18 protein-coding genes are annotated in these 24,767 nt (G+C 60.2%); 9 read left to right on the top strand and 9 right to left on the bottom strand.

The window, feature by feature from the left end; translation table 11 throughout:
- Position 1: 1 nt before the first annotated feature.
- The 4 genes from ACN0SY_RS12370 to ACN0SY_RS12355 form a co-directional block, all read right to left on the bottom strand.
- Positions 2-874 (bottom strand): sulfite oxidase heme-binding subunit YedZ, encoded by an 873-nt coding sequence (locus tag ACN0SY_RS12370; protein WP_417687447.1) that lies wholly within the window; start codon positions 872-874, stop codon positions 2-4.
- Between the two features lie 150 nt (positions 875-1,024).
- Entirely contained in the window at positions 1,025-1,630 is a 606-nt protein-coding gene (gene leuD / locus ACN0SY_RS12365) for a 3-isopropylmalate dehydratase small subunit (protein ID WP_417687445.1), read from the bottom strand.
- 44 nt (positions 1,631-1,674) lie between these two features.
- A complete protein-coding gene (gene argC, locus ACN0SY_RS12360; protein WP_417687443.1) occupies positions 1,675-2,625 on the bottom strand; it encodes an N-acetyl-gamma-glutamyl-phosphate reductase in 951 nt (316 codons plus the stop codon).
- A 91-nt stretch (positions 2,626-2,716) separates the two neighbouring features.
- The gene (locus ACN0SY_RS12355; RefSeq protein ID WP_417687441.1) at positions 2,717-3,286 is read right to left on the bottom strand and encodes a peroxidase-related enzyme; all 570 of its coding nucleotides are present in this window, start codon (positions 3,284-3,286) and stop codon (positions 2,717-2,719) included.
- A gap of 96 nt (positions 3,287-3,382) precedes the next feature.
- On the opposite strand from ACN0SY_RS12355, the gene ACN0SY_RS12350 reads away from it, so the two are divergent.
- Together ACN0SY_RS12350 and ACN0SY_RS12345 are read left to right on the top strand one after the other, a co-directional pair.
- The gene (locus ACN0SY_RS12350) at positions 3,383-8,188 is read left to right on the top strand and encodes an NAD-glutamate dehydrogenase (protein ID WP_417687439.1); all 4,806 of its coding nucleotides are present in this window, start codon (positions 3,383-3,385) and stop codon (positions 8,186-8,188) included.
- Between the two features lie 111 nt (positions 8,189-8,299).
- A complete protein-coding gene (locus ACN0SY_RS12345; RefSeq protein WP_417687437.1) occupies positions 8,300-9,643 on the top strand; it encodes an MFS transporter in 1,344 nt (447 codons plus the stop codon).
- A gap of 53 nt (positions 9,644-9,696) precedes the next feature.
- Here ACN0SY_RS12345 and purH read toward each other — a convergent pair whose 3' ends face one another.
- From purH to htpX, 4 genes are all read right to left on the bottom strand, one after another.
- Positions 9,697-11,313: a bifunctional phosphoribosylaminoimidazolecarboxamide formyltransferase/IMP cyclohydrolase gene (gene purH / locus ACN0SY_RS12340; RefSeq protein ID WP_417687435.1), complete on the bottom strand. Its 1,617-nt coding sequence runs from the start codon at positions 11,311-11,313 to the stop codon at positions 9,697-9,699.
- A gap of 100 nt (positions 11,314-11,413) precedes the next feature.
- Positions 11,414-13,312: a heparinase II/III family protein gene (locus ACN0SY_RS12335; protein ID WP_417687434.1), complete on the bottom strand. Its 1,899-nt coding sequence runs from the start codon at positions 13,310-13,312 to the stop codon at positions 11,414-11,416.
- Between the two features lie 129 nt (positions 13,313-13,441).
- Positions 13,442-14,818: a 16S rRNA (cytosine(967)-C(5))-methyltransferase RsmB gene (gene rsmB / locus ACN0SY_RS12330; RefSeq protein WP_417687433.1), complete on the bottom strand. Its 1,377-nt coding sequence runs from the start codon at positions 14,816-14,818 to the stop codon at positions 13,442-13,444.
- A gap of 133 nt (positions 14,819-14,951) precedes the next feature.
- Positions 14,952-15,908, bottom strand: a complete 957-nt coding sequence (htpX, locus tag ACN0SY_RS12325; protein ID WP_417687432.1) for a zinc metalloprotease HtpX — start codon at positions 15,906-15,908, stop codon at positions 14,952-14,954.
- A gap of 149 nt (positions 15,909-16,057) precedes the next feature.
- Here htpX and ACN0SY_RS12320 point away from each other — a divergent pair, with 149 nt between their 5' ends.
- The 3 genes from ACN0SY_RS12320 (at position 16,058) to ACN0SY_RS12310 (ending at position 18,168) form a co-directional block, all read left to right on the top strand.
- Entirely contained in the window at positions 16,058-16,345 is a 288-nt protein-coding gene (locus ACN0SY_RS12320; protein WP_417687431.1) for a DUF1674 domain-containing protein, read from the top strand.
- A gap of 233 nt (positions 16,346-16,578) precedes the next feature.
- A complete protein-coding gene (locus ACN0SY_RS12315; RefSeq protein WP_417687430.1) occupies positions 16,579-17,460 on the top strand; it encodes a HAMP domain-containing protein in 882 nt (293 codons plus the stop codon).
- 21 nt (positions 17,461-17,481) lie between these two features.
- Positions 17,482-18,168: a methyl-accepting chemotaxis protein gene (locus ACN0SY_RS12310; protein WP_417687429.1), complete on the top strand. Its 687-nt coding sequence runs from the start codon at positions 17,482-17,484 to the stop codon at positions 18,166-18,168.
- A gap of 59 nt (positions 18,169-18,227) precedes the next feature.
- On the opposite strand, the gene ACN0SY_RS12305 is transcribed toward ACN0SY_RS12310, so the two are convergent.
- A complete protein-coding gene (locus ACN0SY_RS12305) occupies positions 18,228-18,890 on the bottom strand; it encodes an SGNH/GDSL hydrolase family protein (RefSeq protein ID WP_417687428.1) in 663 nt (220 codons plus the stop codon).
- A gap of 174 nt (positions 18,891-19,064) precedes the next feature.
- On the opposite strand from ACN0SY_RS12305, the gene ACN0SY_RS12300 reads away from it, so the two are divergent.
- The 4 genes from ACN0SY_RS12300 to ACN0SY_RS12285 all read left to right on the top strand — a co-directional run bounded on the left by ACN0SY_RS12300 (position 19,065) and on the right by ACN0SY_RS12285 (position 24,756).
- Positions 19,065-20,300: an aminotransferase class I/II-fold pyridoxal phosphate-dependent enzyme gene (locus ACN0SY_RS12300; RefSeq protein WP_417687427.1), complete on the top strand. Its 1,236-nt coding sequence runs from the start codon at positions 19,065-19,067 to the stop codon at positions 20,298-20,300.
- Positions 20,297-22,999 carry a DNA translocase FtsK 4TM domain-containing protein gene (locus tag ACN0SY_RS12295; protein ID WP_417687426.1) on the top strand — a complete coding sequence of 901 codons (2,703 nt, stop codon included), beginning with the start codon at positions 20,297-20,299 and terminating at the stop codon, positions 22,997-22,999. The genes ACN0SY_RS12300 and ACN0SY_RS12295 overlap by 4 nt, the downstream gene beginning before the upstream one ends.
- A gap of 83 nt (positions 23,000-23,082) precedes the next feature.
- On the top strand, positions 23,083-23,715 hold the full coding sequence (locus ACN0SY_RS12290; protein WP_417687425.1) for an outer-membrane lipoprotein carrier protein LolA: 633 nt from the start codon (positions 23,083-23,085) through the stop codon (positions 23,713-23,715).
- A gap of 60 nt (positions 23,716-23,775) precedes the next feature.
- Positions 23,776-24,756, top strand: coding sequence for an ATP-dependent carboxylate-amine ligase (locus ACN0SY_RS12285; protein WP_417687424.1), 981 nt, complete (start codon positions 23,776-23,778; stop codon positions 24,754-24,756).
- The last annotated feature ends 11 nt before the right edge of the window (positions 24,757-24,767 follow it).

Here is a 24,767-nt window from a genome sequence, read left to right as displayed (position 1 = left end):
GTCAGGCACGCGCGGCCCGGCCAACCACCCGTGAATAGCCATGTTGTGCAGCGGACAACAGGGCCACGCCGAGCCCCGCAATTCCCACCCAGACAGTCGGGCGAAGGCTTGTCGCCACATCGAAGTTGGCCTTGAAGACAAGCTCAGCCGGTATCCCGGTGGCCAGCGAGTACCAGGCGTATTCTACCCCGGCGGTTGCTGCCGCCCCGAGGATGGCGCAAGCGATAAGCAACAAGGGACTAGCCAGGTCGAGACGGAAACGCTTCGCAATCCGGTAGATCATCAAGAGAGCGAACAACCCCGCCATCAACGTCGGCAAGGTGACGTCTGACTTCGACTGCAGAAAATGGTGCCAGAGCGCGAGCACGGCGATCGGATAGACAAGCGCGTGCAGCCGGTTCCAGTTCGGGCCGAGCTTGCGGATCGCACTGTCGAAAGACGTCGCACCGAGAATCACCAATCCGATCAAGCCTACAAACCCGATGGTCAAATAGAACCTCAAGGCGATTTCCGAAACGATCTTGGCCGGGTCCCAATTTTCCTGCGCCATGTAAAGGCCAAGGTGGAAAAGACCGTAGCCGAGCACGCTGACCCCGATCATCCGGCGGTAGCCGACTAAACGGTTCAAACGGAAGATGTTTCGCAGCGGTGTTATCGCCAGTGACACCAACAGGAACCGCACGGCCCATTCGCCGCTTTCATGCAGCGCCTGCTCGAAGGGCTCTGGGCGGATCGGGCCGAACGCCAGATCCCATACGAGCGCGACAGACGGTGCAAGCAGTGCAAGGAAAACCAACAGACGCGGGATCGACAGCACGCCGCGGCGGTCTGTCCAGGGCGCGTATAGCGCTAGAATTTCGGATGCATTGGCCATGACCTGCACTTAAGCACAAGTGATGGCAAATTCAGCCAAACTTTCATCAAGCGTTTGTGACGAAGTTTTGTCCGCTCAATGCCGGACAGCAAAATGAAAAGGCCGGGCGACGTGCCCGGCCTTTCAAAAACACAGATACTGGTGAACCGCTCAGGCCCAGGGACGGCTTGCGGCGGTCTTTGTCTCGTAGGTATCGATCTTCGGCGCCTTTTCCATGGTCAGGCCGATATCGTCCAGGCCGTTCAGCAGGCAATGCTTGCGGAACGGGTCGATTTCGAAGGAGATCTCGCCTCCGTCCGGGCCTTTGATCGTCTGGGAGACGAGATCGACGGTCAGGGTCGAATTGGAGCCGCGCGAGGCATCGTCCATCAGCTTTTCCAGGTTCTCTTCGGATACCTGGATCGGCAGAATGCCATTCTTGAAGCAGTTGTTGTAGAAGATGTCGGCAAAGGACGTGGAAATCACGCAGCGGATGCCGAAATCGAGCAGGGCCCACGGAGCGTGTTCACGGGACGAACCGCAACCGAAATTGTCGCCCGCGACGAGGATCGTGGCGCCCTTGTAAGCCGGCTGGTTCAGAACGAAATCCGGATTGTCGCTGCCGTCTTCGTTGTAACGCATCTCGGAGAAGAGGGCGGTGCCAAGACCGGTGCGCTTGATCGTCTTCAGGTACTGCTTCGGAATGATCATGTCCGTGTCGATGTTGATGATCGGCAGCGGAGCGGCGACACCGGTGAGCGTTTCGAACTTGTCCAAGGCGATTACTCCAGAGTTCTCTGTCTTATCGTTGTTCTGGCGGCTCAGGCCGCAAGGCTGGTCGTCTGGTCGACGCCAAGCATCAGATTGAGGTTCTGGACGGCGGCGCCAGAGGCACCCTTGCCCAGATTGTCATAGGTCGCGATCAGAACCGCCTGGGCCCGAGCGTCATTGGCAAAGACATGCAGGCGCATGCTGTTCGTACCATTGAAGGACTGCGGGTTGATCTTTCCGGCGTTCGCAAGATCATCAAGCGGCGCAACTTCGACGAAACCGCCGGAGGTGCCTGCGAAATGGTCCGCAATGGCGGCATGAAGCTCGGCCCCGGTCGGAACCTTGTTCAACCCGGACAAAGCCAGAGGCACGGCTGTCAGCATACCCTGGTAGAAGCTGCCGACGGCCGGTACGAAAAGCGGTTCGGAGGCAAGCTTCGAATAACGCTTCATTTCCGGCAGGTGCTTGTGGTCAAAATTCAAACCATAGGGCTTGAAGACATTCGCCTTGTCGCCCTCGGCCTCGTAAGCCTCGATCATCGACTTGCCGCCGCCGGAATAACCGGAGACGCCGTTCACTGTCACACCAAAATCTGCAGGCAAAAGACCAGCAGTCACGAGAGGGCGCAGCACTGCGATTACACCTTGCGGCCAGCAACCGGGATTGGCAACGCGCGTCGCCGCAGAGATCTTCTCCGCCTGGTCCTTGTCCATTTCGGCAAAACCGTATTCCCAGCCCTCGCTGACGCGATGAGCTGTAGAGGCGTCGATCACCCGCGTGCTCGCGTTGGAAATCAGTGAAACACTCTCGCGCGCCGCATCGTCCGGCAGGCAAAGGATGACGGCATCGGCAGAATTCAGCACGTCCGCCTTGGCGGCCGGATCCTTGCGCAGATGGTCTGCAATGGACAGGAGCTCGACATCACGGCGCGTGACGAGGCGCTCGCGGATCTGCAAACCCGTCGTACCTGCTTCGCCATCAATAAATACGCGCGCGACCATCGTCCCCGCTCCTCTCCGTCAAGCTCATGGAAAACCCGAGCTTCCTACACCCAAATGTCGAAAAAGTCACTCACTTACAAGCGTTGCAAACTCAACGGGCCATTGAGTGATACTCATGATTGGGCCGCATGTCGGTTGCCGCCGCAACCCGGTTCGTCATGTTGAAGAACGCGGCAACGGACGCGATGTCCCAGATGTCCCGGTCGGAAAAACCCGCATCCCGCAAGGCTTGACGGTCCCCTTCGACGATTTCGGCGGGCTTTTCTGTCAATTTGACAGCGAAGTCGAGCATGGCACGTTGCTGGGCGGTGAGATCTGCAACCCTGTAGTTCATGACCATCATCTCACCGAGCACCGGATCCCCTGACAAGTCGCGAACAGCGGCCCCATGAGCAGTCAGGCAATAAAAACAGTGATTTACGGACGAAACAGCAACCGCGATCATCTCCCGGTCGAGTTTGCTGAGCGTACTCTCGGCCAACATCAGGTCGTTGTACATATCCGTAAACGCGCGCAGCTTCTTGTCGTCGAAAGCGTAGGCCTTCAGTACATTCGGCACCAGCCCGAGCTTTTCCTGGCAAATATCGAAATATCTCTGCGTATCGGCACTGATGGTCTCGGCCGCATCGAGCTTCAATGCTGTGATTTCACCTTGCGTCATTTATTTTCCCATCCACTCTATAACGTAAGCTTTCCCTTCACGATCTCAGGGTAGCATGCCCGAAAACCGTGGAACACGGGTTCGAAAGGGTTGGAAATGCCAGATAGCAGAGACGTTGCAAAAGCAGGACTCATCGAGGCACTTTTCGAAAAGCTGAAAGGTGACGATCAGGCATTCGCGGATTTCACACGGGAATTCTATCTGCGCGGTGCAGCAGAAGACCTGGTGACATACACGGAAGATGAACTGATCGGCTTTGCCCGCTATGCCTATTCCGATTTCAAGCTACACCCGAAGGGAACGCACAGGGTCTCGGTCGCGAACCCCGAGTTCGAGGCCAGTGGCGGCAAGGTCTCCGAACTGACGGTGGTCGAGGTCGTCAACGACAACATGCCGTTCCTGGTAGACTCGGTCATGGCCGAGCTTCAGGACAGTCGCCTGGAGGTCCACCTCGTCCTTCACCCGATCTTCAACGTCGAACGCGATTCCAACGGCAAACTGATTTCCGCCAGCGGCAAGAAGAAGGGAGCCCCGCGGGAAGACGATCAGGAAAGCCTCATCCATATCCACGTCAGCCGGATCGATACGCCGGAAGCCCGTGCCGAGCTCGAGAGCCGGCTGGATGCGGTACTCGGCGATGTTCGCTCGGCCGTACACGACTGGAAGCCGATGCACAAACGGCTGGTCGGTGCCATCAATACCTACAAGACCGCCCAGCAAACTGCCGGCGGAGATGACCTTTGGGAGGCCATTCACTTCCTTGAATGGATGGCGAACGAGAATTTCATCTTCCTGGGAATGTGCGAGTACACCTTCAATGGTGACCCGCAGACGGCGTCGCTGTCCCCCGCACCGGGAACCGGTCTTGGCCTCCTGACGGACCCTGAGGCCCGCGTTTTCCGCCGCGGCTCGGAATACATCCAGGTTACCGATGAAATCCGGGATTTCCTGTCCAAGCCCGATCCCTTGATCATTTCAAAGGCCAACGTGAAGAGCCGCGTCCACCGGCGGGTTCACATGGAATACATCGGCGCGAAGCTCTTCGACGACGATGGCAATCTGAGCGGCGAGCTGCGCATCGTCGGCCTGTTCACCTCGACCGCCTACACCGAGCCGACCAGCACGATCCCGTTCCTGCGCCGCAAGGTCGGCAGCGTTCTGGCCAAGGCCGGGTATGATCCCGACAGCCACTCAGGTCGCGCCCTGATCAACGTCATGGAGAGTTTCCCTCGGGACGAATTGTTCCAGATCGACCGCGCCACACTCTTCGATTTTGCGATGACCATCCTGCAGCTCGATGAACGGCCGCGAATTCGCGTGCTGGCACGAGCCGACAAGTTCGACCGGTATGTCTCGATCCTGTGCTTCGTTCCGCGTGACCGCTACACCACGGAGGTCCGCCTGAACATCGGCACCTATTTCGCGACGGTGTTCGAAGGCCGCCTGTCGGCCTGGTACGTAACCTATCCGGAAGGCCCGCTTGCGCGTGTCCACTTCATTGTCGGCCGCGACAAGGGCGAAACACCGCGTGTGGACCGCGAGGAACTCGAGCAGGCGGTCACCACCATGGTGCGCAACTGGCCCGACAGCCTCCGGGACGCCCTGCGGGCAAAGTTCGACCCGGTGAAAGCCCGCCAATTGGCCGATCGGTATGCGCTCGCCTTCCACGGCGGATACAAGGAGGTCTACAACGCAGAGACCGCCCTGACCGACGTCATGAAGATCGAAACACTGTCGGACCAGCGTCAGACGGCGATCTCGTTCTTCCGCGGCACCGGAAACGACAATAGCCGCATTGCGCTGAAGGTATTCCATCGAGACGACCCGATCCCCCTGTCGGCCCGCGTTCCTCTGCTTGAAAACATGGGCTTCAAGGTCATCAACGAGCGGACGTATCGACTGACGCCGACAGACGCGCCGATTTCCTATCTTCACGAGATGACACTCGAAGCCAGCAAGGGCGGCGAGATCGACATCGACGGAGACCTGCGCGACCGTCTGGAAAGCATTTTCATGGCGATCTGGACAGGCCGTGCCGAGAACGACGGCTATAATGCCCTCGTCCTTTCGGCAGGCCTCGCATGGCGCGACATCGCGGTCGTGCGTGCGCTGTCGAAGTACTTGCGCCAGGCCGGTATCCGCTTCTCCGAAGACTACATGTGGGGAACGCTCAACAATTATCCGGAAATCACCCAAAAGTTGGTGAACCTGTTCCACCTGCGCTTCTTGCCCGCTGCTCTCAACTCGGACCGGACACTCGGAACTGCGCGCGTCGAGAGCGAACTGACGGCCATGCTCGACACTGTGACCAGTCTCGATGATGACCGCATCCTGCGCCGGTTCCAGAATGCCATCGACTCCGTTCTGCGGACCAACTTCTTCCAGATGGACAGCAATGGTCAGCCGAAGCAGACCTTTGCCTTCAAGATCGATTCCGGGAAGATCGAAGACCTGCCCCGGCCCCGGCCATTCCGTGAAATCTTCGTCTACAGCCCCCGCGTTGAGGGCGTGCACCTGCGTTTCGGCATGGTTGCCCGCGGCGGCTTGCGCTGGTCGGACAGGCCTCAGGACTTCCGAACCGAAGTCCTCGGCCTCGTGAAGGCACAGCAGGTCAAGAACGCCGTGATCGTTCCGGTGGGCGCAAAGGGCGGTTTCGTTCCCAAGCAACTGCCGGACATGAGCGACCGCGAGGCCTGGCTGCAGGAAGGCACGGAGAGCTACAAGGTGTTCATCAACGCCCTGCTCGATGTCACCGACAATCTTGTCGACGACGAAGTACGGCCACCGCAGAACGTTCAGCGCTACGACAAGGATGATCCTTATCTTGTGGTTGCCGCCGACAAGGGCACGGCAACCTTCTCAGATACCGCCAATGGCATTTCCGAAGGACGCGGCTTCTGGCTGGGCGATGCCTTCGCCTCGGGCGGCTCGGCCGGTTACGACCACAAGAAGATGGGCATCACTGCCCGCGGTGCGTGGGAAGCGGTCAAGCGCCACTTCCGCGAAATGAACAAGGACATCCAGACAGAGACCTTCACCGCTGCCGGTGTGGGCGACATGTCAGGCGATGTCTTCGGCAATGGCATGCTTCTGTCCAAGACCACGAAGCTGCTCGCCGCATTCGACCACCGCGATATCTTCATTGATCCCGATCCGGACCCGGCAACGACATGGACGGAGCGCAAGCGGCTGTTCGACATGGGCCGTTCGTCGTGGAAGGATTATGACGCGTCCCTGATTTCCAAGGGCGGCGGAATCTTCCCTCGCTCCGCGAAATCCATCACCCTGACGCCGGAAATCCAGTCCATGCTGAATCTTCCGCGCAAACAGGCCACACCGCAGGAGGTCATGACGGCCATCTTGCGCATGAATGTCGACCTGCTCTGGTTCGGCGGCATCGGCACCTATATCCGCGCGACCACGGAAACCGACGCGGATGCCGGCGACCGTGCGAACGACCCGATCCGCATCACCGCGCCTGAAGTCGGTGCAAAGGTGGTCGGCGAAGGGGCAAACCTCGGCCTGACGCAGAGGGCGCGCATCGAGTTCCACAAGAGCGGTGGGCGCTGCAACTCCGACGCCATCGACAACTCCGCCGGCGTGAATTCCTCCGACATGGAGGTGAACATCAAGATCGCCCTCGGAGCCGCGGTGAAATCGGGCAAGCTCGACATTGCATCACGCAATGAACTGCTCGCCGAAATGACCGATGAAGTCGCTGAACTGGTTCTGCGCAACAACTATCTGCAGACACTCGCCATCTCGATGACCGAGCGAAAGGGTGCCGAGGACTTCGGCTACCAGGTCCGCATGATGCGCCAGTTGGAACAGGCCGGACTTCTGGACCGCGTTGTCGAGCATTTGCCGGATGAAGCAATGCTGGCGGAGATGGCCAAGGCCGGACAGTGCCTGACCCGTGCCGAACTCGGCGTTCTCCTTGCCTATGCGAAGATCACGCTGTTCGACGACCTGCTGGCAAGCACGGTTCCGGACGACACCTATCTCGCCCGTGAATTGTTCCGGTATTTCCCTGAGAAAATGGCCAGCGACTATGCCGAAGAGATCACGTCTCACCGGCTGCGGCGTGAAATCATCGCCACGATGCTGGCGAACTCCATGGTCAATCGCGGCGGCTCGACATTCCTGACGCGCCTGATCGACCAGACCGGCGCAACACCGGCCGAGATCGCCCAGAGCTTCGTGGCTGTCCGCAACAGCTTCGACATGACCGATCTCAACACCGAGATCGACCGGCTCGACAACGTAATCGACGGCAAGGTCCAGCTCGAACTTTACACCATCGTTCAGGATCTCTTGATCGAGCAGGTGATCTGGTTCAAGCGCAATGTCTCTTTTGCCAAGGGCATTTCCGACGTTGTCGAGCGCTTTGGAACCGGGATCAAGGATCTACGCAGGCAGATGAAGTCGCTCGTCAGCGAAGCACAGGCAGAGGAACTGGATCGACAGACCCGCTACTATGCGGACAACAAGGTTCCGGAGGAACTGGCAGAGCGAATCGGCTGGCTCCCGGTCGAGGCAACGATTCCAGACATCGTCATGGTCGCCGAGGAAAGCGGCGCGAAACTCGATGACACGGCCAAGGCTTTCTTCGAGGTCGCTGCCCACTTCCGCATTGGTGCTATGGATGCTCTGGCTCGCGACCTGTCGATTGCGGACTACTACGATGGCCTGGCCCTCGACCGCGCCCGTTCGATCCTCGCAGCGGCTCACCGCAGTCTGACCGCCCAGGCGATTGCCGCCGGATCCTTTGCGGACTGGCTGTCGACCCATGAGCAGGCCGTTTCGCGCACAACACGGACCGTCAACGAGATCCTGGAAGGTGACCTGTCGGTCTCCAAGTTCTCGGTGGCCGCAAGCCTCTTGGCGGAAGTTGCTCGCTAGAGCATTTCCGATCTGGATTTACGGCGCCCGGGCTTGTCCCGGGCGCTGCTTTCAGGCTGTAGTGTCGGCATTGCCCCAGATGCCCCGGGGCCAGCTCCGAGAGGGTTCTCCTTGCAGCCGCCTGCCTCCCGCCTTGCCATCGCCTCTTGGGCGCTTTTCGATTGGGCTGCCCAGCCCTTCTTCACGCTGATAACCACCTTCGTCTTCGCTCCCTATTTCGCCTCGGCACTCGCGGACACTCCGGCGGAGGGGCAGACGCTTTGGGGTTACGCGACGGCCGCCGCAGGCCTGATGATCGCGTTTCTCGCCCCGGTGCTGGGCGCAGTGGCGGATGCAACGGGCCACCGCAAGCCCTGGATCCTCGCCTTTTCAGTTCCCTTCCTGATCGCCTGCTGGGTACTCTGGTACGCTGAACCGGGATCGTCAGCGGCGATACCCCTGGCACTCACCGCCTTCGCCATCGCGACGCTTGGGATCGAATTCGCGACGGTCTTCAACAACGCCATGATGCCGGACCTTGTGCCACCGAACCGGATCGGGCGCCTCAGCGGAACTGGCTGGGCCGCCGGGTATGCCGGTGGTCTTGTCAGCCTCGTTCTGATCCTTGGCTTCATGGCCGCGAACCCGGAAACCGGCCGGACGCTGCTCGGAACCGAGCCGATCTTCGGCCTCGATGCCGGCACCCGCGAGGGTGACAGGGCATCGGGTCCCTTCTCGGCCATCTGGTATCTGGTCTTTGTCCTGCCGCTGTTCCTGTTCACTCCGGATAGCCCCAAGCGATCGAACCTCGCACCAGCAATCCGGCAAGGCCTTAAAAATCTCGCCGAAAGCCTGCGCAATGCCCGCAAGCACAGGCAACTGTTGATCTTTCTGCTCGCCAACATGACCTACAAGGATGGTCTGGTAGCGCTGTTTGCATTTGGCGGCATCTACGCAGCAGGCCAGCTTGGCTGGGGGTCGATCCAGATCGGCTCCTTCGGCATCCTGTTGACCATCACCGGCACGCTTGGCGCCGTCATAGGTGGCCGCCTCGATGATCGTTTCGGACCGAAGGCAGTGCTTCTCGGCGCACTCGGCCTGCTCATGATCTGCGGCATAGGCCTGATTTCCATCGACCGGGATACGGTCTTTTTCGTGGTCAACACACCGCCTTCGGACGGTGCAGGGCTGTTCACATCCCTGCCCGAACGGGTCTTCCTCGTCCTGGGCGGCCTGATCGGTGTCGCAGCGGGCCCGCTTCAAGCCGCGAGCCGGAGCATGCTGATCCAGCTGGCCCCGCGCGAGCAGATGTCCCAGTTCTTCGGGCTGCTGGCCTTGTCAGGAAAAGTCACGAGCTTCCTGGCCCCCTTGACTGTCAGCCTCGTCACGCTCGCGACCGGAAGCCAGGCTGCAGGCATGTCGGCGATCCTCGTCTTCTTTGGGGTCGGCGGGTTGCTGCTTACGCGAGTCCGATAAAAAAGGCCGCCGCAGATGCCTGCGGCGGCCTTTGGTTTCAGATTGTGATCCGTTTAGTGACGGAAGTGACGCATGCCGGTCATGACCATGGCAAGGCCCGCTTCGTCAGCAGCGGCAATCACCTCGTCATCACGCATGGAACCGCCTGGCTGGATGACAGCCGTCGCGCCGGCTTCGGCGGCAGACAGAAGGCCGTCCGCGAACGGGAAGAAGGCGTCGGAGGCAACAACGCAGCCCTTGGTCAGCGCCTCGGCAAGACCGGCCGCTTCCGTTGCATCAAGTGCCTTGCGGGCGGCAATGCGCGCACTGTCGACACGGCTCATCTGGCCGGCGCCAACGCCAACGGTCGCACCATCCTTTGCGTATACGATCGCGTTCGACTTGACGTGCTTGGCAACGCGGAAGGCGAACTTGAGGTCATTGAGTTCCTGTTCGCTCGGAGCCCGCTTCGTCACGACCTTCAGATCGAGATCGTCGACAACACCGTTGTCGCGGGACTGGACCAGAAGACCACCGGCAACCGACTTCACGAAGAGACCCTTGGCGCGTGCATCGGCAAGACCGCCGGTCAGGAGCAGGCGCAGGTTCTTCTTCGCCGCGATGATTTCCATGGCTGCCTCGTCGGCATCCGGGGCGATGATCACCTCGGTGAAGATCTTCACGATCTCTTCCGCGGCAGCCGCATCAAGTTTCTGGTTCAGCGCGACAATTCCACCGAATGCAGAGACCGGATCGCAGCGTAGCGCCAACTCATAGGCCTCCTTGAGGCTCTTGCCCTCGGCGACGCCGCAAGGATTGGCGTGCTTGATGATCGCAACCGCAGACGTACGGGCGGGATCGAACTCGCTGACCAGTTCGAACGCTGCGTCCGTATCGTTGATGTTGTTGTAGGACAGGGTCTTGCCCTGAACCTGTCGCGCCGTTGCGACGCCCGGACGGTTTTCGCCGGTCTTGTAGAAGCCCGCGGTCTGATGCGGGTTCTCGCCGTAGCGCATGACTTCGGCCAAAGCGCCGCCGACGGCGCGGTGTGCCGGGGTCGCTTCATCAAGCTGATCTGCCATCCAGTTGGAGACGGCGGCGTCATAGGCTGCTGTGCGGGCAAAGGCTTTCAGCGCCAGCTTCTTGCGCAGATCGATAGGCGACTGACCACCGTTGGCATCGAGCGCCGCGATGACATCCGCATAATCGGCAGGATCGGTGACGACCGTAACATAGGCGTGGTTCTTGGCCGCCGCGCGGGTCATTGCCGGACCGCCGATGTCGATGTTCTCGATACCGGTCGCATAGTCGGCACCCTTGGCGACCACATCCTCGAACGGATAGAGATTGCCGCAGAACAGGTCGATGCCGGTGATGCCGTGTTCGGCCATCGCTGACTGGTGGTCCGCATCATCGCGGATCGACAGGAGACCACCGTGAACGCTCGGATGCAGCGTCTTCACGCGTCCATCCATGATTTCCGGGAAGTTCGTGACTTCGGAAATGTCGAGAACGCTCAGGCCAGCATCCTTCAGAGCCTTGTAGGAACCGCCGGTCGAGACAAGCTCGACACCGCGCTCGGATAGCGCCTTGGCAAAGTCGACAAGACCAGTCTTGTCGAATACGGAGAGAAGGGCGCGCTTGACGGGAACGAGCGGGGGTACGGGTACGCTCTTGGACACGATGGCCATCTGAATTTCCTCGCAATTGGGAGGGTCCGGGGAGATCGGCGTCGCCCTAGCACGAATGCGGGAAAATCGAAAGCCACGACGGCAAAGAACCGAGGAAGGTTTATGACTTGGTTTCCGGGTCCTCGAAACCTTCTACCGAATCCATCTCGCCCGACTGTTCTGCAGTCTGGACTGGCGCCGCTTCGGGCGGATTCCCGGGCAATTCCTGTTCAACCGGAGTTTCAGAGGGTTCCCCCGTCGGTTCGAGCGGGAGCTCCAGTGCATGAGGCAACTCGTCAAACTCGCTGGTACCGCGTCGGCTCAGCTTCGCCAATGCAGCCCTGCGAAACTGCCAGGATGCGGTCTGACTGTCGGCAACACGGCCGTAAAGGGTGATCTGCATGGTCTTGCGGTGACCATAAACATCCGAAAGATAGATGGATTCCTCAAGCGCCAGTTCCGAACCTGGAGCGTCGAACTCCCAGGCCTCGCCGTCGCGGCAGACCAGCAGGATCGCAGTGCCGCCACGCAATAGGGACGGCTTGACCGACGGGTGCAGATGGAAGCGGATGGTGTAGAGATCGCCATGCTCCGAGCCTCGCGCTTCCTGCACGAAGGTATCGATGCCATCGAGGACCGTTCCGTCACCGGACAGTCTGACATCGCGTGTATGAACGATACCGAATTGAGCCTTGTAACCGTCGTGGGACGCCGTCACACGCGTGCCGGTCGCATCGTCGTCACGCTCGACCGGTACTGCCTTGGGTCCGGAAATGACCGGCGAACCGAGCCACTTGCCGAATGGCTTGTCGGCTAGGAAGCGGCAGGAAGACGTGTCTTCCAGCGTTGCCGTCGAATGAGCAGCGGTCGAGCGGCTGACCTTCCGCCACATCTCGTTGGACCGGCCCGACACGCCACAATTGACGACGATACGATTAAGCGCCGAGGAAAACTCGAAGGAGAGGCAGCCGGCATGGGCATCTTCGCTGAGTGCGAGCGGCGGAGGCGCTCCGGTATCCATGATCAGGACGGAACTTCCACCGACAAGGCGTTGGTAGCCGGTGTGGGGCACATTGGTCGGCGGTGCTCCGCGCGCATCGTCGTAGGCAAGAATGGTCGCTACCAGGTCGTTGGGTGTCGACCCCATGCCGTTGAAGTGCGCGAACGCCCCGTCGCCATGACGGAAGAAGCGCATCATAGGCATCATGCGGTCCACCGACTGCTGCATCGCCTGAGGCAGTTCCAGTCCCTGGGAAATGAACGCCTGACGAACGGGCAAGAGATCGGACAGGATTTCGATGATGGCACGCGGATTGCGCGATACATGGCCGCCATCGGTCAGGATCTGGCGAGTCAGTTCCTGGTCCAGTCGCCGGATGCTCTGCCGCGCAAAACGCCCCTGCCCCGACATGGAAACGCATGCCGCTGCAATCGCCAGCGCCGCTTGCAAGCGTTCGACACCGTCGTGGGTCTCGTTGATCGTGCGCCGGAGGTACCTCACCTGCCGGGAGAGGGACCTCAGTACCCGATTGTAGAAATCGTGATCCCCGTCTTCGAGAATGAACGGAGAGTGTGCCAGCCAGGACATGACCCGGCGCGTGATCACGGATGCTTCCCAGCCAACCGGATGCCAACGGCCGCAATGCTTGATCCAGTCGTCGACAAGCGCACGAGCATTCTGCCGCGACAGGTGGCTGTCCGATGCCCGCAGGTCTCTCAGCCAGCCGAAACCATGCAGTTCTCTCAGCCAGTCCGGGTTTTGACCCTCAAGCTCGAAAGGCGACTCGCCGCGTGTCTCGACAAGATGACCGGAGAAAAGGAACCGTCCGCCGTAGATGTCTGCCGCATTCGTTTCGTCTGCCGTGCGCAGGTCCTGCGGCGCGATCAGCAGGCGCGCAGGCGCACCCGGCTGCGGACGCAGCCGGAACAGCGGTCCACCGTGTAACCACTTCAGGGTCTTGTACCAGACATGGGATGCGACAAGACGCCAGATACGCCCTCTTTCGGACGCAAGACCCATGCTCACGGTTCCAATCCGCCTGTTATGTCGGCAGCGACAGGGATGACGATGTCCTTTCGGTCGAACGGCAAGATACCGTTAAGGTTAGTATTTCCTTGCTACAATCGTCGAATAACGGTTTATGCGTCGTTAAATTCGTCGCAACCGCGCAGCGAAAAAGCCGTCGAGGCCAGAGGCAGTTCCCTCGGCATTGGCTGGATGGCATGGCAGCGTGCGCAGGTATCCCTCACCCGTGACGGACCTTGACAGCCCTCCGATTTCCTCGGCCGTGACCGGAACCAGCTCCGCCCGCTGGGTCTCCTTCAGGAAAGCCTCGATCTGGGCTTCGCCCTCGGCACGCTCGAGCGAACAGGTGCAGTAGACCAGAATGCCGCCGGGCTTCAGCCAGTCAAAGGTGCGGCGCAGAAGTTCAGCCTGGATCTTCGACAGCGTCTCGACATCGTAGAGCTGTTTCAGCCAGGGAACATCGGGATGACGCCGGATCGTGCCCGTTGCCGAACATGGTGCATCCAGGAGGATCGCGTCGAAAGTATCTTTCGGCTCCCATTCGCGAATATCGGCGGCAACAACGTCGGCTGTCAGGCCAAGGCGCTTCAGGTTCTCATCAACGCGCTTCAGGCGCCCTTTGGAGATGTCAACCGCGGTGACCTCACCTCCCGCCGCAGCGAGCTGCGCTGTCTTGCCACCGGGCGCGGCACAAAGATCGGCAACACGTTTGCCGGAAAGGTCACCCAAAAGGCGCGCAGGCAAGGAAGCGGCGGCGTCCTGGACCCACCACTCCCCGTCCTGAAAGCCGTCAAGGGTTTCGATGGCGCCCTTGCGGGAAAGCCGCACGGTGCCGGCGCCAACGACTTCACCTTCAAGCTTTCCGGCCCAGGCCGCCGGGTCGGATTTGACAGTGAGGTCGAGAGCCGCTTCCTGAGCGTGGGCCTTAGCGATCTCGCGCGCAGCATTTTCCCCGTAGGCCGCGCTCCAGCTATCGAAAAGCCACTCGGGCGTATTCAGCCGTTCGCCGTCAAGATCAGCGGTGACTTCGTCGCGCTCGCGGCCGAGTCGCCGCAGCACCCCGTTGACCAGCCCCTTGTAGGGCTTGGCCCGGCGATCGACGCCAGCGTGATCGACCGCGAGAGATACCGCGGCACGGTCCGGAATATCGAGATAGAGCATCTGGCCAATCGCAACATGCAGGATATCGAGGACACGTCCGGTCTTTTCCGGGATCTTCCGGTCCAGCAAACGGTTCAGGATTTCGGTAATTTCGCCGCGGTGGCGCAGACAGGCACCTAGGATAGCTCGCACCAGCGCGCGGTCATTCGCGGCCAGCGCCTTGAACCCGGCATGTCCAGAGACAAGATCCAGCTCCTGATCGAGCGGGCGCCTCTTGTAGGTGACATTGCCAAGAATATCGGCGGCAACCTTTCGCGCGGCAAAGCCCGGCTTGTCATGTGTCGAAGGCTTCTTGTCGTCGCTCTTGCGAGCGCGCTGCGGGCGGGTCGGCTTGGCCAAGGGTGAGATCCGTCTGTCTTTCAAAAAAGCAAGCGCCGCCAGCGATCACGCTGCGGCGCATGCATTGCAGTCTAAGGCGTGGAGGAACACCGGCAAAGCGCTTTCTGCTTTTGCCGTGGCGTCATGCCCGTCCTTACCCCCAGGGACCCTTGGGACGTTGCGGCTGGCGGGTCTGGCCCCAGGGACCAGTTGCCTGCGGCTGAGACCGCCCTACGCCTGCCATTCCTCCGCCCGTACCACTACCCATTCCGCTGGCCGACATTTTCTGCAGTTCCGCAATCCGGTTCGCCGTATTCGGGTGTGTCGAGAACAGGTTGTCCATGCGCTCGCCCGACAACGGGTTGATGATGAACATGTGCGCAGTCGCCGGATTATGCTCGGCGTCCGGGTTGTGAATGCGTTCCACTCCGCCCGCGATCTTGTTGAGGGCAGAGGCAAGCCACATCGGCTGACCGCAGATTTCGGCGCCCATCCGGTCCGCCGCGTATTCGCGAGTCCGCGAAATCGCCATCTGAACCAGCATTGCCGCCATCGGGGCGACGATCATGGCAACGAGGACGCCGACGAAACCAAACGGATTGTTGTTGTCCCGGTTCCCGCCAAAGAAGAAGGCAAAGTTGCCAAGCATCGAGATCGCACCAGCCAGCGTCGCCGTGATCGTCATGATCAACGTGTCGTGGTTCTTGATGTGTGCCAGCTCATGGGCCATCACGCCCGCGACTTCTTCCATCGTCAGCATGTCGAGCAGCCCGGTCGTTGCGGCAACGGCAGCATTTTCCGGATTCCGGCCTGTCGCAAAGGCGTTCGGCTGCGGATTGTTGATGATGTAGACTTTCGGCATCGGCAGATCCGCGTTGGCCGAAAGCTGCCGGATCATGCGGAACAGCTCCGGAGCGCTTCGCTCGTCCACCTCCTGCGCGTGATGCATGCGCAGGACCATCTTGTCGGAGTTCCAATAGCTGAAGACGTTCATGGCGGCCGCAATCATCAGCGCGATCATCATGCCGCTCTGTCCGCCAATCATGTAGCCGATACCCATGAAGAGAGCCGTCATGGCCGCCAGCAGCATCGCAGTACGAAGATAGTTCATCGCAAGTCGTCATCCCGGCCGGATCTCCGGCCTTTTTGCAAATCACTGCGAGGCTCTATATAGCCTCATGTCGACATAGAAATGGTGTCCTCTAGCGCTCTTCGCAAGCAGGACCCGATGACCCAGCGTGAATTTGAGGATGCCTCGCCATGGCGGATCAGGACAACACCCCGGCTCCGACACAGACCAACGACCAGCCCGGCTACAAGATCGCGGCAGATGCGCCGTCGCTTGCGGTCGAAATCGAGGAGGCTCCCAAGCGCCGCTTCGAGGACTTGCCGCCTGCCGCCCAGCGCGCATTGAAGGAAGCCGAGGCCAGACGCGCCGAGATCGATGACAAACAAAACGCCATGCCGGCAGAAATCAACGGCCGCGGCGGCCTGGAACCCACGCGCTACGACGACTGGGAAATCAAGGGCTTGACGGTCGACTTCTGACCAATTCATCCCAATACGGATATAATTATAATGTATATCCCATATAAGTATCAGCAATACCCAAGACGATACTTCTGAAATATTTTATCTCATTCCGTAAATTTGGTCATCCAGGCCAATCTCAGTAATAATTCCTTCAGTAATACTGACAATATTCCTCGCGCAAGGGCACCATGAGCGGGGATTTTACAGTGCAGATTTGGAAGAGCATACGATTCAAGATAACCGGCATCGTGACCATCATCACGTGTGCTTTTTTCATCGCCGGAGCCTATGTCGTCTCAAAGGACAAGGTTGGTACTCTGGAGGAGAACTTCCGTCAGGAAATTGCCCGGAGCGTCCAGATCATCAGCCTCCCGCTCGGGGAAGCGGTCTACCAGGCCGACGAGCTGCTGGCGCAGGCAGTATTTTCTGCCCTGAAACAGAATCCAGACCTTGCCTGGGTGGTCATCGAGAAATCAAACCGCTCCGTCTTTGAGCACATGAGCCAGGCCGAACAGCCCGCAGAAGATCTCGTGGCGATGGCTCCCGAGTACAGCTACACGCTCGATTCTGAGGAAAAGCTGAACCTGATTGAGCGCGACGGGTTGCTGATCGGTGAATACCCTCTGATGTACCAGGAATATGGCAAGCGCTTTCTCAAGGGGCGTATCCTGATCGCCTATGACACCGACCGCATCGAGCAGACGAAAACCCTGGTACGCAACATTTCCTATGCGACCGTTGTGGGTACCTTCCTGGTGCTTGGGCTGGTCTTGACCCTGGTGCTGACGCGAATGCTCGGGCCGCTGACCTCCCTGTCCAATGCCATGCTTCATCTTGCGGATGGCAACACGGAAACAGAAATTCCAGGGCTCGGCCGATCAGACGAAATCGGCGGCATGGCCAAGGCCGTCGCCGTTTTCCGGGAGAACGACCAACGCAAGCTGACAATGGAGAGCGAGCGGGCTCGTCAGGTCGAAGAGGAAAAGGTTCATCAGAGGCACCTGCGCGAGCTGATCGCCACCTTCCGCCAGCAGGTATCGAACCTGATCAGTCCGCTGGAGGCATCGACCGCCAACGTATCGGAGATTTCCGAGCGCCTGATCGGCATGGCGGAAAACACCACCCGTTAGTCGAGTTCGACTTCTGCGGCAATGGAACAGTCCCTTTCCAGCATAAACGTCGCATCGTCCGCGTCCGAACAACTGACCGGTGCAGTCGTCGAGATCGAGAGCCGCATTTCCGAAGCAGGTACGCTCGTCGATGAGGCTGACAAGAAGGCGTCCACGGCAATCAGCCAGTTCTCCGGCCTGACTGAGGCGACCCAAAAGATCGGTGACATTCTGAATCTGATCCAGGACATCGCGGACCAGACCAACCTTCTTGCGCTTAACGCCACAATCGAGGCAGCCCGGGCTGGCGAGCACGGGAAAGGGTTTTCAGTCGTTGCAGCGGAGGTCAAGGAGCTGGCCAACCAGACCAGTAAAGCCGCAATCGAGGTGACCGCTCAGATCTCCACGATCCAGACGGCTTCTGCAGATTCGCTCAAGACGGTCAATGAAATTCTGGAGACGACGTCGCGGGTGAAAACGTGTACCGAACAGGTTATCACGTCGCTCGAAACACAGAATAGCAAGGCGCGCGACATCAACGAGAGCATCAACGAAATCGCACGCGGCTCACGCATGGTGGTCGAGAACATGACCCATGTGCAGGCGGCGGCCGACGAGACCAAGACGTCGGCCAACACGGCCTCCGAGGCCTCTTCGGAGATGGCTCGCTCCGCCCGCGAGCTGGCAGAGGGCATCGACGCCTTCCTCACACAGGTCCGGGCAGCCTAGGGCGGTCCTGCCAAAATCTATCCGGCGCAGCCACCTGAATTCTGCGCCGGACCTATCTGTCAGGATTGACCAATCAGCTTCCGGACCTCGCCCGCCACGGCCTTGCCGAAGGGGGCCTGCATGTCCTCGTCCCAGTGGACGGCATCGATCTTGCTGACGCGAACGACCGAGCCGGCATCGAAAAAGGCGGCGCCATATTGTTCGGCCAAGACCGCATAGACATCCTTCAGCTTCTTCGACTCCGCGATGCTTTGCTCGCCATACATGGCTTCAAGCGGTGAGTTGGTAAAATCGCCCAGCGACGGCGGTGACATGAGCAGGACCTTCGGCGCCCGGCTGTCCGGATCCGCCAAGTTCTCGGTTCGGGCGGCCTCGATCAGTCTGCTCATGGCCGAGCCGATAGTTCCGGCAGTCATGTTGAAGCGCGATTGGAGGTCATTGGTGCCGAGCATGATGACCAGAATATCGATCGGCATGTGAGCCTTGCGCACGGTGGCAAGATGGGCAAGGCCGTTCTTGTCGCCGCGAACGGGATCCTCGAACACGGTCGTCCGTCCGTTCAGCCCTTCCTCGATGACATGGAAGCCATCTCCCAACTCCTGTTGCAGAACCCTCGTCCAGCGCGTTGAAAAACCATACCGGGTACGCACACCGGGTCGAAATCCCCAGGTCAGGGAATCTCCAAAGCAGACAACGGATAAGGGTTCGCCGTTTGTGGTCATGATTTCAATGTCTTCGCTGATGTAACCGGGGACAGACTAACCTGACCGCCAATGGGCGCAAGGGCGAAAAAACATCGTCTCGCCTTTGCGCGATGGTGGTTGGTTAATCACCGCTTTACCAAGACCCCTGTACCCTTGCCGCCGTACTCATGTGTATCGGATGTCCGGGAATTCATGACCCCTCGTAGTTCTCAGTATCGGCGCGGCGCGGCCCTGCCGAGTTCAAATCCCTTTCAGCGACTTGCCGCCCTTATTGACGGCATTGCTCCCGGCATGGATCCAATCGTCATGACGATTGGAGAGCCGCAGCACGCCAAGCCGGAATTCACTGCATCGGTCCTGATCGAGAACATGGCGGATTTCCGCCGCTATCCGCCGATCAACGGTACGCCCGAGTTCCGTTCTGCGGTCGCCGACTGGCTGGACCGCCGCTACAACCTGGACCGCCTGATCGACCGCGAGAACGGCGTCCTGCCCTTGAACGGTTCCCGCGAAGGGCTGTCTTTCGGCGCCATCGCCGCTCGCGACCAGCTGGCCAAGAATGACGAGCATCCAGTCGTCGTCCTGCCCAATCCGTTCTACCAGACCTACGCTGCCGCCGCTCATATTGCGGATGCAGAGGCACTTCTGCTGGATGCCACCGCGGACCACCACTTCCTTCCCGATCTGGACAGCCTGGATGCCGAGACGCTCGACCGTACCGTTGCGTTTTACGTCGCGTCGCCGACGAACCCGGAAGGCTATGTTGCCGATCTCCCCTATTGGACGAAGCTGATCGAGCTTTCCCGCAAGCACCGGTTCTACATATTCGCCGACGAGTGCTATTCGGAAATCTATCGCGAGACGCCGCCCCCCGGCATCCTTGAGGCCGCGAAAGCCCTGGGTGGGGACGCATCAAGTGTCTTCGACAAGATCATCGTCCTGAACTCTCTGTCCAAGCGTTCCAACCTTGCGGGGCTACGCTGCGGCTTCGCAGCCGGCGATCCGCAGTTCCTGTCCCGCTGGGTGAAGTTCCGCGGGCTCGCTGCGCCCCAGGTGCCGCTGCCGAACCAGGCCGTTGCCGTCGCTGCCTATGGCGACGAGGAGCATGTGATCGAGAACCGCAGGCTCTACAACGAGAAATTCGCTGTCGCCGAAAGGCTACTGTCTCCCTTGCTGGGCAATGTTACGCCCGAGGCAGGTTTCTTCCTCTGGCTCGATATAAGCCGTTGGGGAGATTCCATCTCCGTCACACGCGATCTTTGGGCGCAAACAGGCGTAAAGGTCCTGCCGGGAGCCTATCTGGCATCGGACCAGCCCGACGGAAGCAACCCGGGACGAAATTACATTCGCGTCGGCCTTTGCGCCCCGCTCGAGACCACTGAAACCGCGCTTCAGCGCCTCGCAACCTGGCTGGGAGACAAGGCATGAGACGGGCAACCGCCGTTCGCGGAAATGGGCGCCGCGCCTCGATCGACCTGATGGACACGCAAAGTCCGATCAAGCGCTTCGTGAAGCGCAACCTCGTCGGCCTGGGCGGACTGTGCGTCATAGCGTTCGCCGCAGCACTGGCTGCCAGCCTGGCGACCTGGTCGGTTCAAGATCCAAGCCTCAATCACGCCACCTCCGAGCCGGCACGGAACGCCCTCGGGGCACCCGGCGCCATTGTCGCCGACATTCTGATGCAGACCATCGGCCTGGCCACCGCCGTCTTCCTTGTGCCTGTGGTACTGTGGGGCTGGAGGTTGCTTGCCGGCCATGAGATGCGCATTGGCCGCAAGCGCCTCGCCTTCTGGGTCTTCGGCTCAACGCTTTCTGCCGGTGCACTTGCCGCATTGCCGGTACCCGACAGCTGGCCACTTCCCACCGGTCTCGGCGGGTTCCTTGGCGACAGGATCCATTCCCTTCCCGCCATGCTGACGGACAATTTCACCGAAGGCGCCGCCATGATCATTGGCACGCTCGGTCTCGGCATCCCCGCGGTTTTTCTACTGATCTCTTCAGCGGGTTGGTTCGGCGCCACAAACCGCTCGGATGACGACATGGTCGCCAGCGGTCATGGCCACTACAGCGATGATGAGCTCGACCTTGACGACGACGAAGCGGAATCGCGTCTCTCCCTCATGGTCAGCGCCGCGATCGGCATGATTGGCCACTGGTCCCTTCTCGGACTTGCTCTTACGCGCAAGGTCACCGGCCTCGGTCGCGGTCGTCAGGTCGAAGAGGAATGGGACGAAGACGACGAAGTCTACGAACCGGAGGACGAGCGCCATGGCGGCGCCCTTCGGGCGTTCCGCCGAGCCCTTGCCGACAAGCTCATGCCGAACGACGACGACGGTTTGTCGGAATTTTACGGAAAGAAGGCGTCGGGCAGCGGGTACGAACCCGACCATGACGATGAGGACGAGGAAGACTACTACGGCGACGATGGCGAAACGTTTGAGCCTGACGACCTCCTGATTTCCAAGGCGCCGCTGGGAACGCCCGTCGGAATTGCGTCTCCCGCCGCACCGGAAACCGCGCAGGGCCGCGTCATTCCGCCGGCACCGCGCCCGAAACAGGGCAAGCGCGCCGTCGCCGAGCAGCAGCCGTCCCTTCTGGGCCTTCCGGAGGACTACGAACTGCCGCCTCTTCGCTTGCTCGAGGAGCCCAAGGCAACCGGAAAGATTCCGGGCCTCTCCGCCGACGCCCTGGAGCAGAATGCCCGCATTCTGGAAGGCGTTCTCGAAGACTTCGGCGTGCGCGGGGAAATAATCGAGGTTCGTCCCGGCCCTGTCGTCACGCTCTACGAACTGGAACCCGCTCCGGGCATCAAGTCGTCCCGCGTGATCGGTCTGGCCGATGATATCGCCCGCTCCATGAGCGCAATCTCCGCGCGCGTGGCCGTGATCCCCGGCAAGAATGCCATCGGTATCGAACTGCCAAACGCGCGCCGTGAAACCGTGTACCTGCGCGAACTGCTGGCGTCCCAGGACTTCGAGAAGTCCAAGTCCAAGCTCGCACTCGGCCTCGGCAAGACGATCAATGGCGAAAGCGTGGTCGCCGATCTGGCGCGCATGCCGCACCTGCTCGTTGCCGGTACCACCGGTTCGGGCAAGTCCGTCGCGATCAATACCATGATCCTGTCGCTGCTCTACCGGCTCACCCCGGATGACTGCAAGATGATCATGATCGATCCGAAGATGCTGGAACTGTCGATCTACGACGGCATTCCGCATCTGCTGACGCCGGTGGTGACCGACCCGAAAAAGGCCGTCGTTGCCTTGAAGTGGACCGTCCGCGAGATGGAGGACCGCTACAAGAAGATGTCCAAGATGGGCGTCCGCAACATCGATGGCTACAACACCCGCATCAAGCAGGCTCTCGAAAAGGGCGAAAGCTTCACTCGAACGGTCCAGACCGGCTTCGACCGCGAGACAGGTCAGCCGATCTACGAGGAAGAACAGCTGCCGCTGGAAAAGATGCCGTATATCGTCGTCGTGGTCGACGAAATGGCCGACCTGATGATGGTTGCAGGCAAGGACATCGAAGGCGCCATCCAGCGTCTGGCACAGATGGCCCGTGCCGCCGGCATCCACCTGATCATGGCAACCCAGCGTCCGTCCGTCGACGTCATCACCGGTACGATCAAGGCGAACTTCCCGACCCGTATCTCCTTCCAGGTGACGTCGAAGATCGACAGCCGCACGATCCTTGGCGAGATGGGCGCGGAGCAGCTGCTCGGCATGGGCGACATGCTGTTCATGGCCGGTGGCGGCCGCATTCAGCGTGTCCACGGTCCGTTTGTCTCGGACAGCGAAGTGGAAGACATCGTCTCCCATCTCAAAGTCCAGGGCACGCCGCAGTATCTCGAAGCGGTCACGGAAGAGGACGAGGCTGCCGACAGCCCATATGATCCAGGTGGCGGTGGCTCAGGCGATGAAGGCAACGATCTTTACGACCGTGCCGTTGCTATTGTCCTGCGCGACAAGAAGGCCTCCACCTCCTACGTCCAGCGTCGTCTTTCGATCGGATACAACCGCGCTGCCTCTCTCATCGAGCGGATGGAGCAGGAAGGCCTGATCAGTTCGGCCAATCACGCCGGAAAACGCGAGATCCTTGTACAGAACGGGGTCGAAGACGATATTTAGGTCGGAATGAACCTCGTCAAAGCTTTGCCACATGGGCGCTCTAGCAATCAGGAGCGCCCATTTTCGAATCAAAGGGACCGAACATGCTGCTCAAGTCCGCATCCTTTTTCCTGAAGTCCCTCGCCGCTTGCGGCGTCCTGCTCGTGACCGGTACCGTCGCATTCGCCCTGACGCCCGACCAGCAGAAAACCCTTTCCGATGTGAACGCCTATTTCAACTCGGTGAAGACCATGCACGGCGACTTCATCCAGTTCGGACCGACCGGTGAACAGACCGAAGGCAAGTTCTACCTCGCCCGCCCGGGGAAGGTGCGTTTCTACTACAATCCGCCCGCAAAGCTCGACATCATTGCCGACGGCAAGTCGGTGTCGGTCAAGGACCGCAAGCTTGCGACCCAGGATATCTGGCCCCTGAGCCAGACCCCCCTGCGCTTCCTTCTGGCTGAAAACATCAACCTGCAGGCGGACGCCGAGGTCACCGAAGTTCTGGCCGAGCCGGACCTCATCACCATCGTCCTGAGCGACGAGACAACTTTCAATTCGGGCACCTTGACGCTCATCTTCGACGCCAAGGATTACGAGCTGAAGCAATGGACCGTGACGGATGCGCAGGGGTACGACACCTCGGTCGCGATTTACAACGTTACCTCCAACGGCCCGACAAATCCGAAGCTGTTTCAGATCGACTACTTGGCCAACACGCGTCAGAACCAGTAACCGGCCGAAATGTCGGACACGTCAGCCGTCAGGCCAAACCTGGCCAGCGCGAATGGGCCGTTGGTCCGACGGCTACTGTCACGCTATTGCAAGCGCCATGACCTAACGCTCGTGCTCGACCACGGTCTCGGCCATGCCGGCTACATTGAGAGCGCTGCCGGACGACGGTCATTTTTCGTCGGCACCCGGTTTTCGCTTAATCCGCAGGGATCTGCCGAGATGGCGCGTGACAAGGGCTATTGCCTGGAGTTTTTGCGCCGGTCAGGCCTTCCCACGCCTGAGACATTGCTCATCTCCTCTCCGGCGCTCGTTGAAGGCATTCGGGCAAAACGCCCGACCTACGCCAGTGCCTTGCCCGGTTCGCGGGAAGCGATCCGGTTTGCGGCTGACACCGGTTATCCGGTTTTCGTCAAACCCAACGACGGGCAAGAGGGCAAGGACGTCTCCAAGGTTGGTTCAGAGATCGAACTGATCGGCCTGTTGGACGATCTCTTCACCCGTCACGATCGGGTTCTCGTGCAAGAGGCGCTCACCGGCAAGGATCTGCGGATCGTTGTCCTGGATGGCGAAGTCCTTTGTGCGATCGAGCGCGTGCCGCCACAAATTGTCGCCGACGGTCATCAGACCATCGGGGCACTGATCCGGGCCACTGAGAGGTTCACTCCCGACGACCCACGCGTCCTTGCGACATTGGCTTATCAGAACCTTGCCCCGGACGACGTTCCGCCAAAGGGCGCCGCTGTCATGCTGCTGCCAACTGCAAATCTGTCTTCAGGCGGCACCGGCCACTTTGTGGCGGGTTCCCTCGCTCCACACCTGGCGGACATCGCCATTATGTGCGGCCCCGCCCTGGGCCTGCGCTACTACGCGGTCGACATGATCGTCCCGGCATCAGCAGACGATACGGCCACAGATGCCACGATCCTCGAGGTCAATGCAGCCCCCGGCTTTGCCGAACTCCACCGGCAGGGACCAACCGAGGCAGGACGAGTCGAGGCGATATATGAGCGCCTGTTCGACGCCATTTGCCTCGATCTCTAAATGGCCTGACA

It is taken from the genome of Roseibium sp. (assembly GCF_048261595.1).
Lineage (GTDB): Bacteria > Pseudomonadota > Alphaproteobacteria > Rhizobiales > Stappiaceae > Roseibium.
This window is presented reverse-complemented; position numbering and strand designations above follow the sequence as displayed.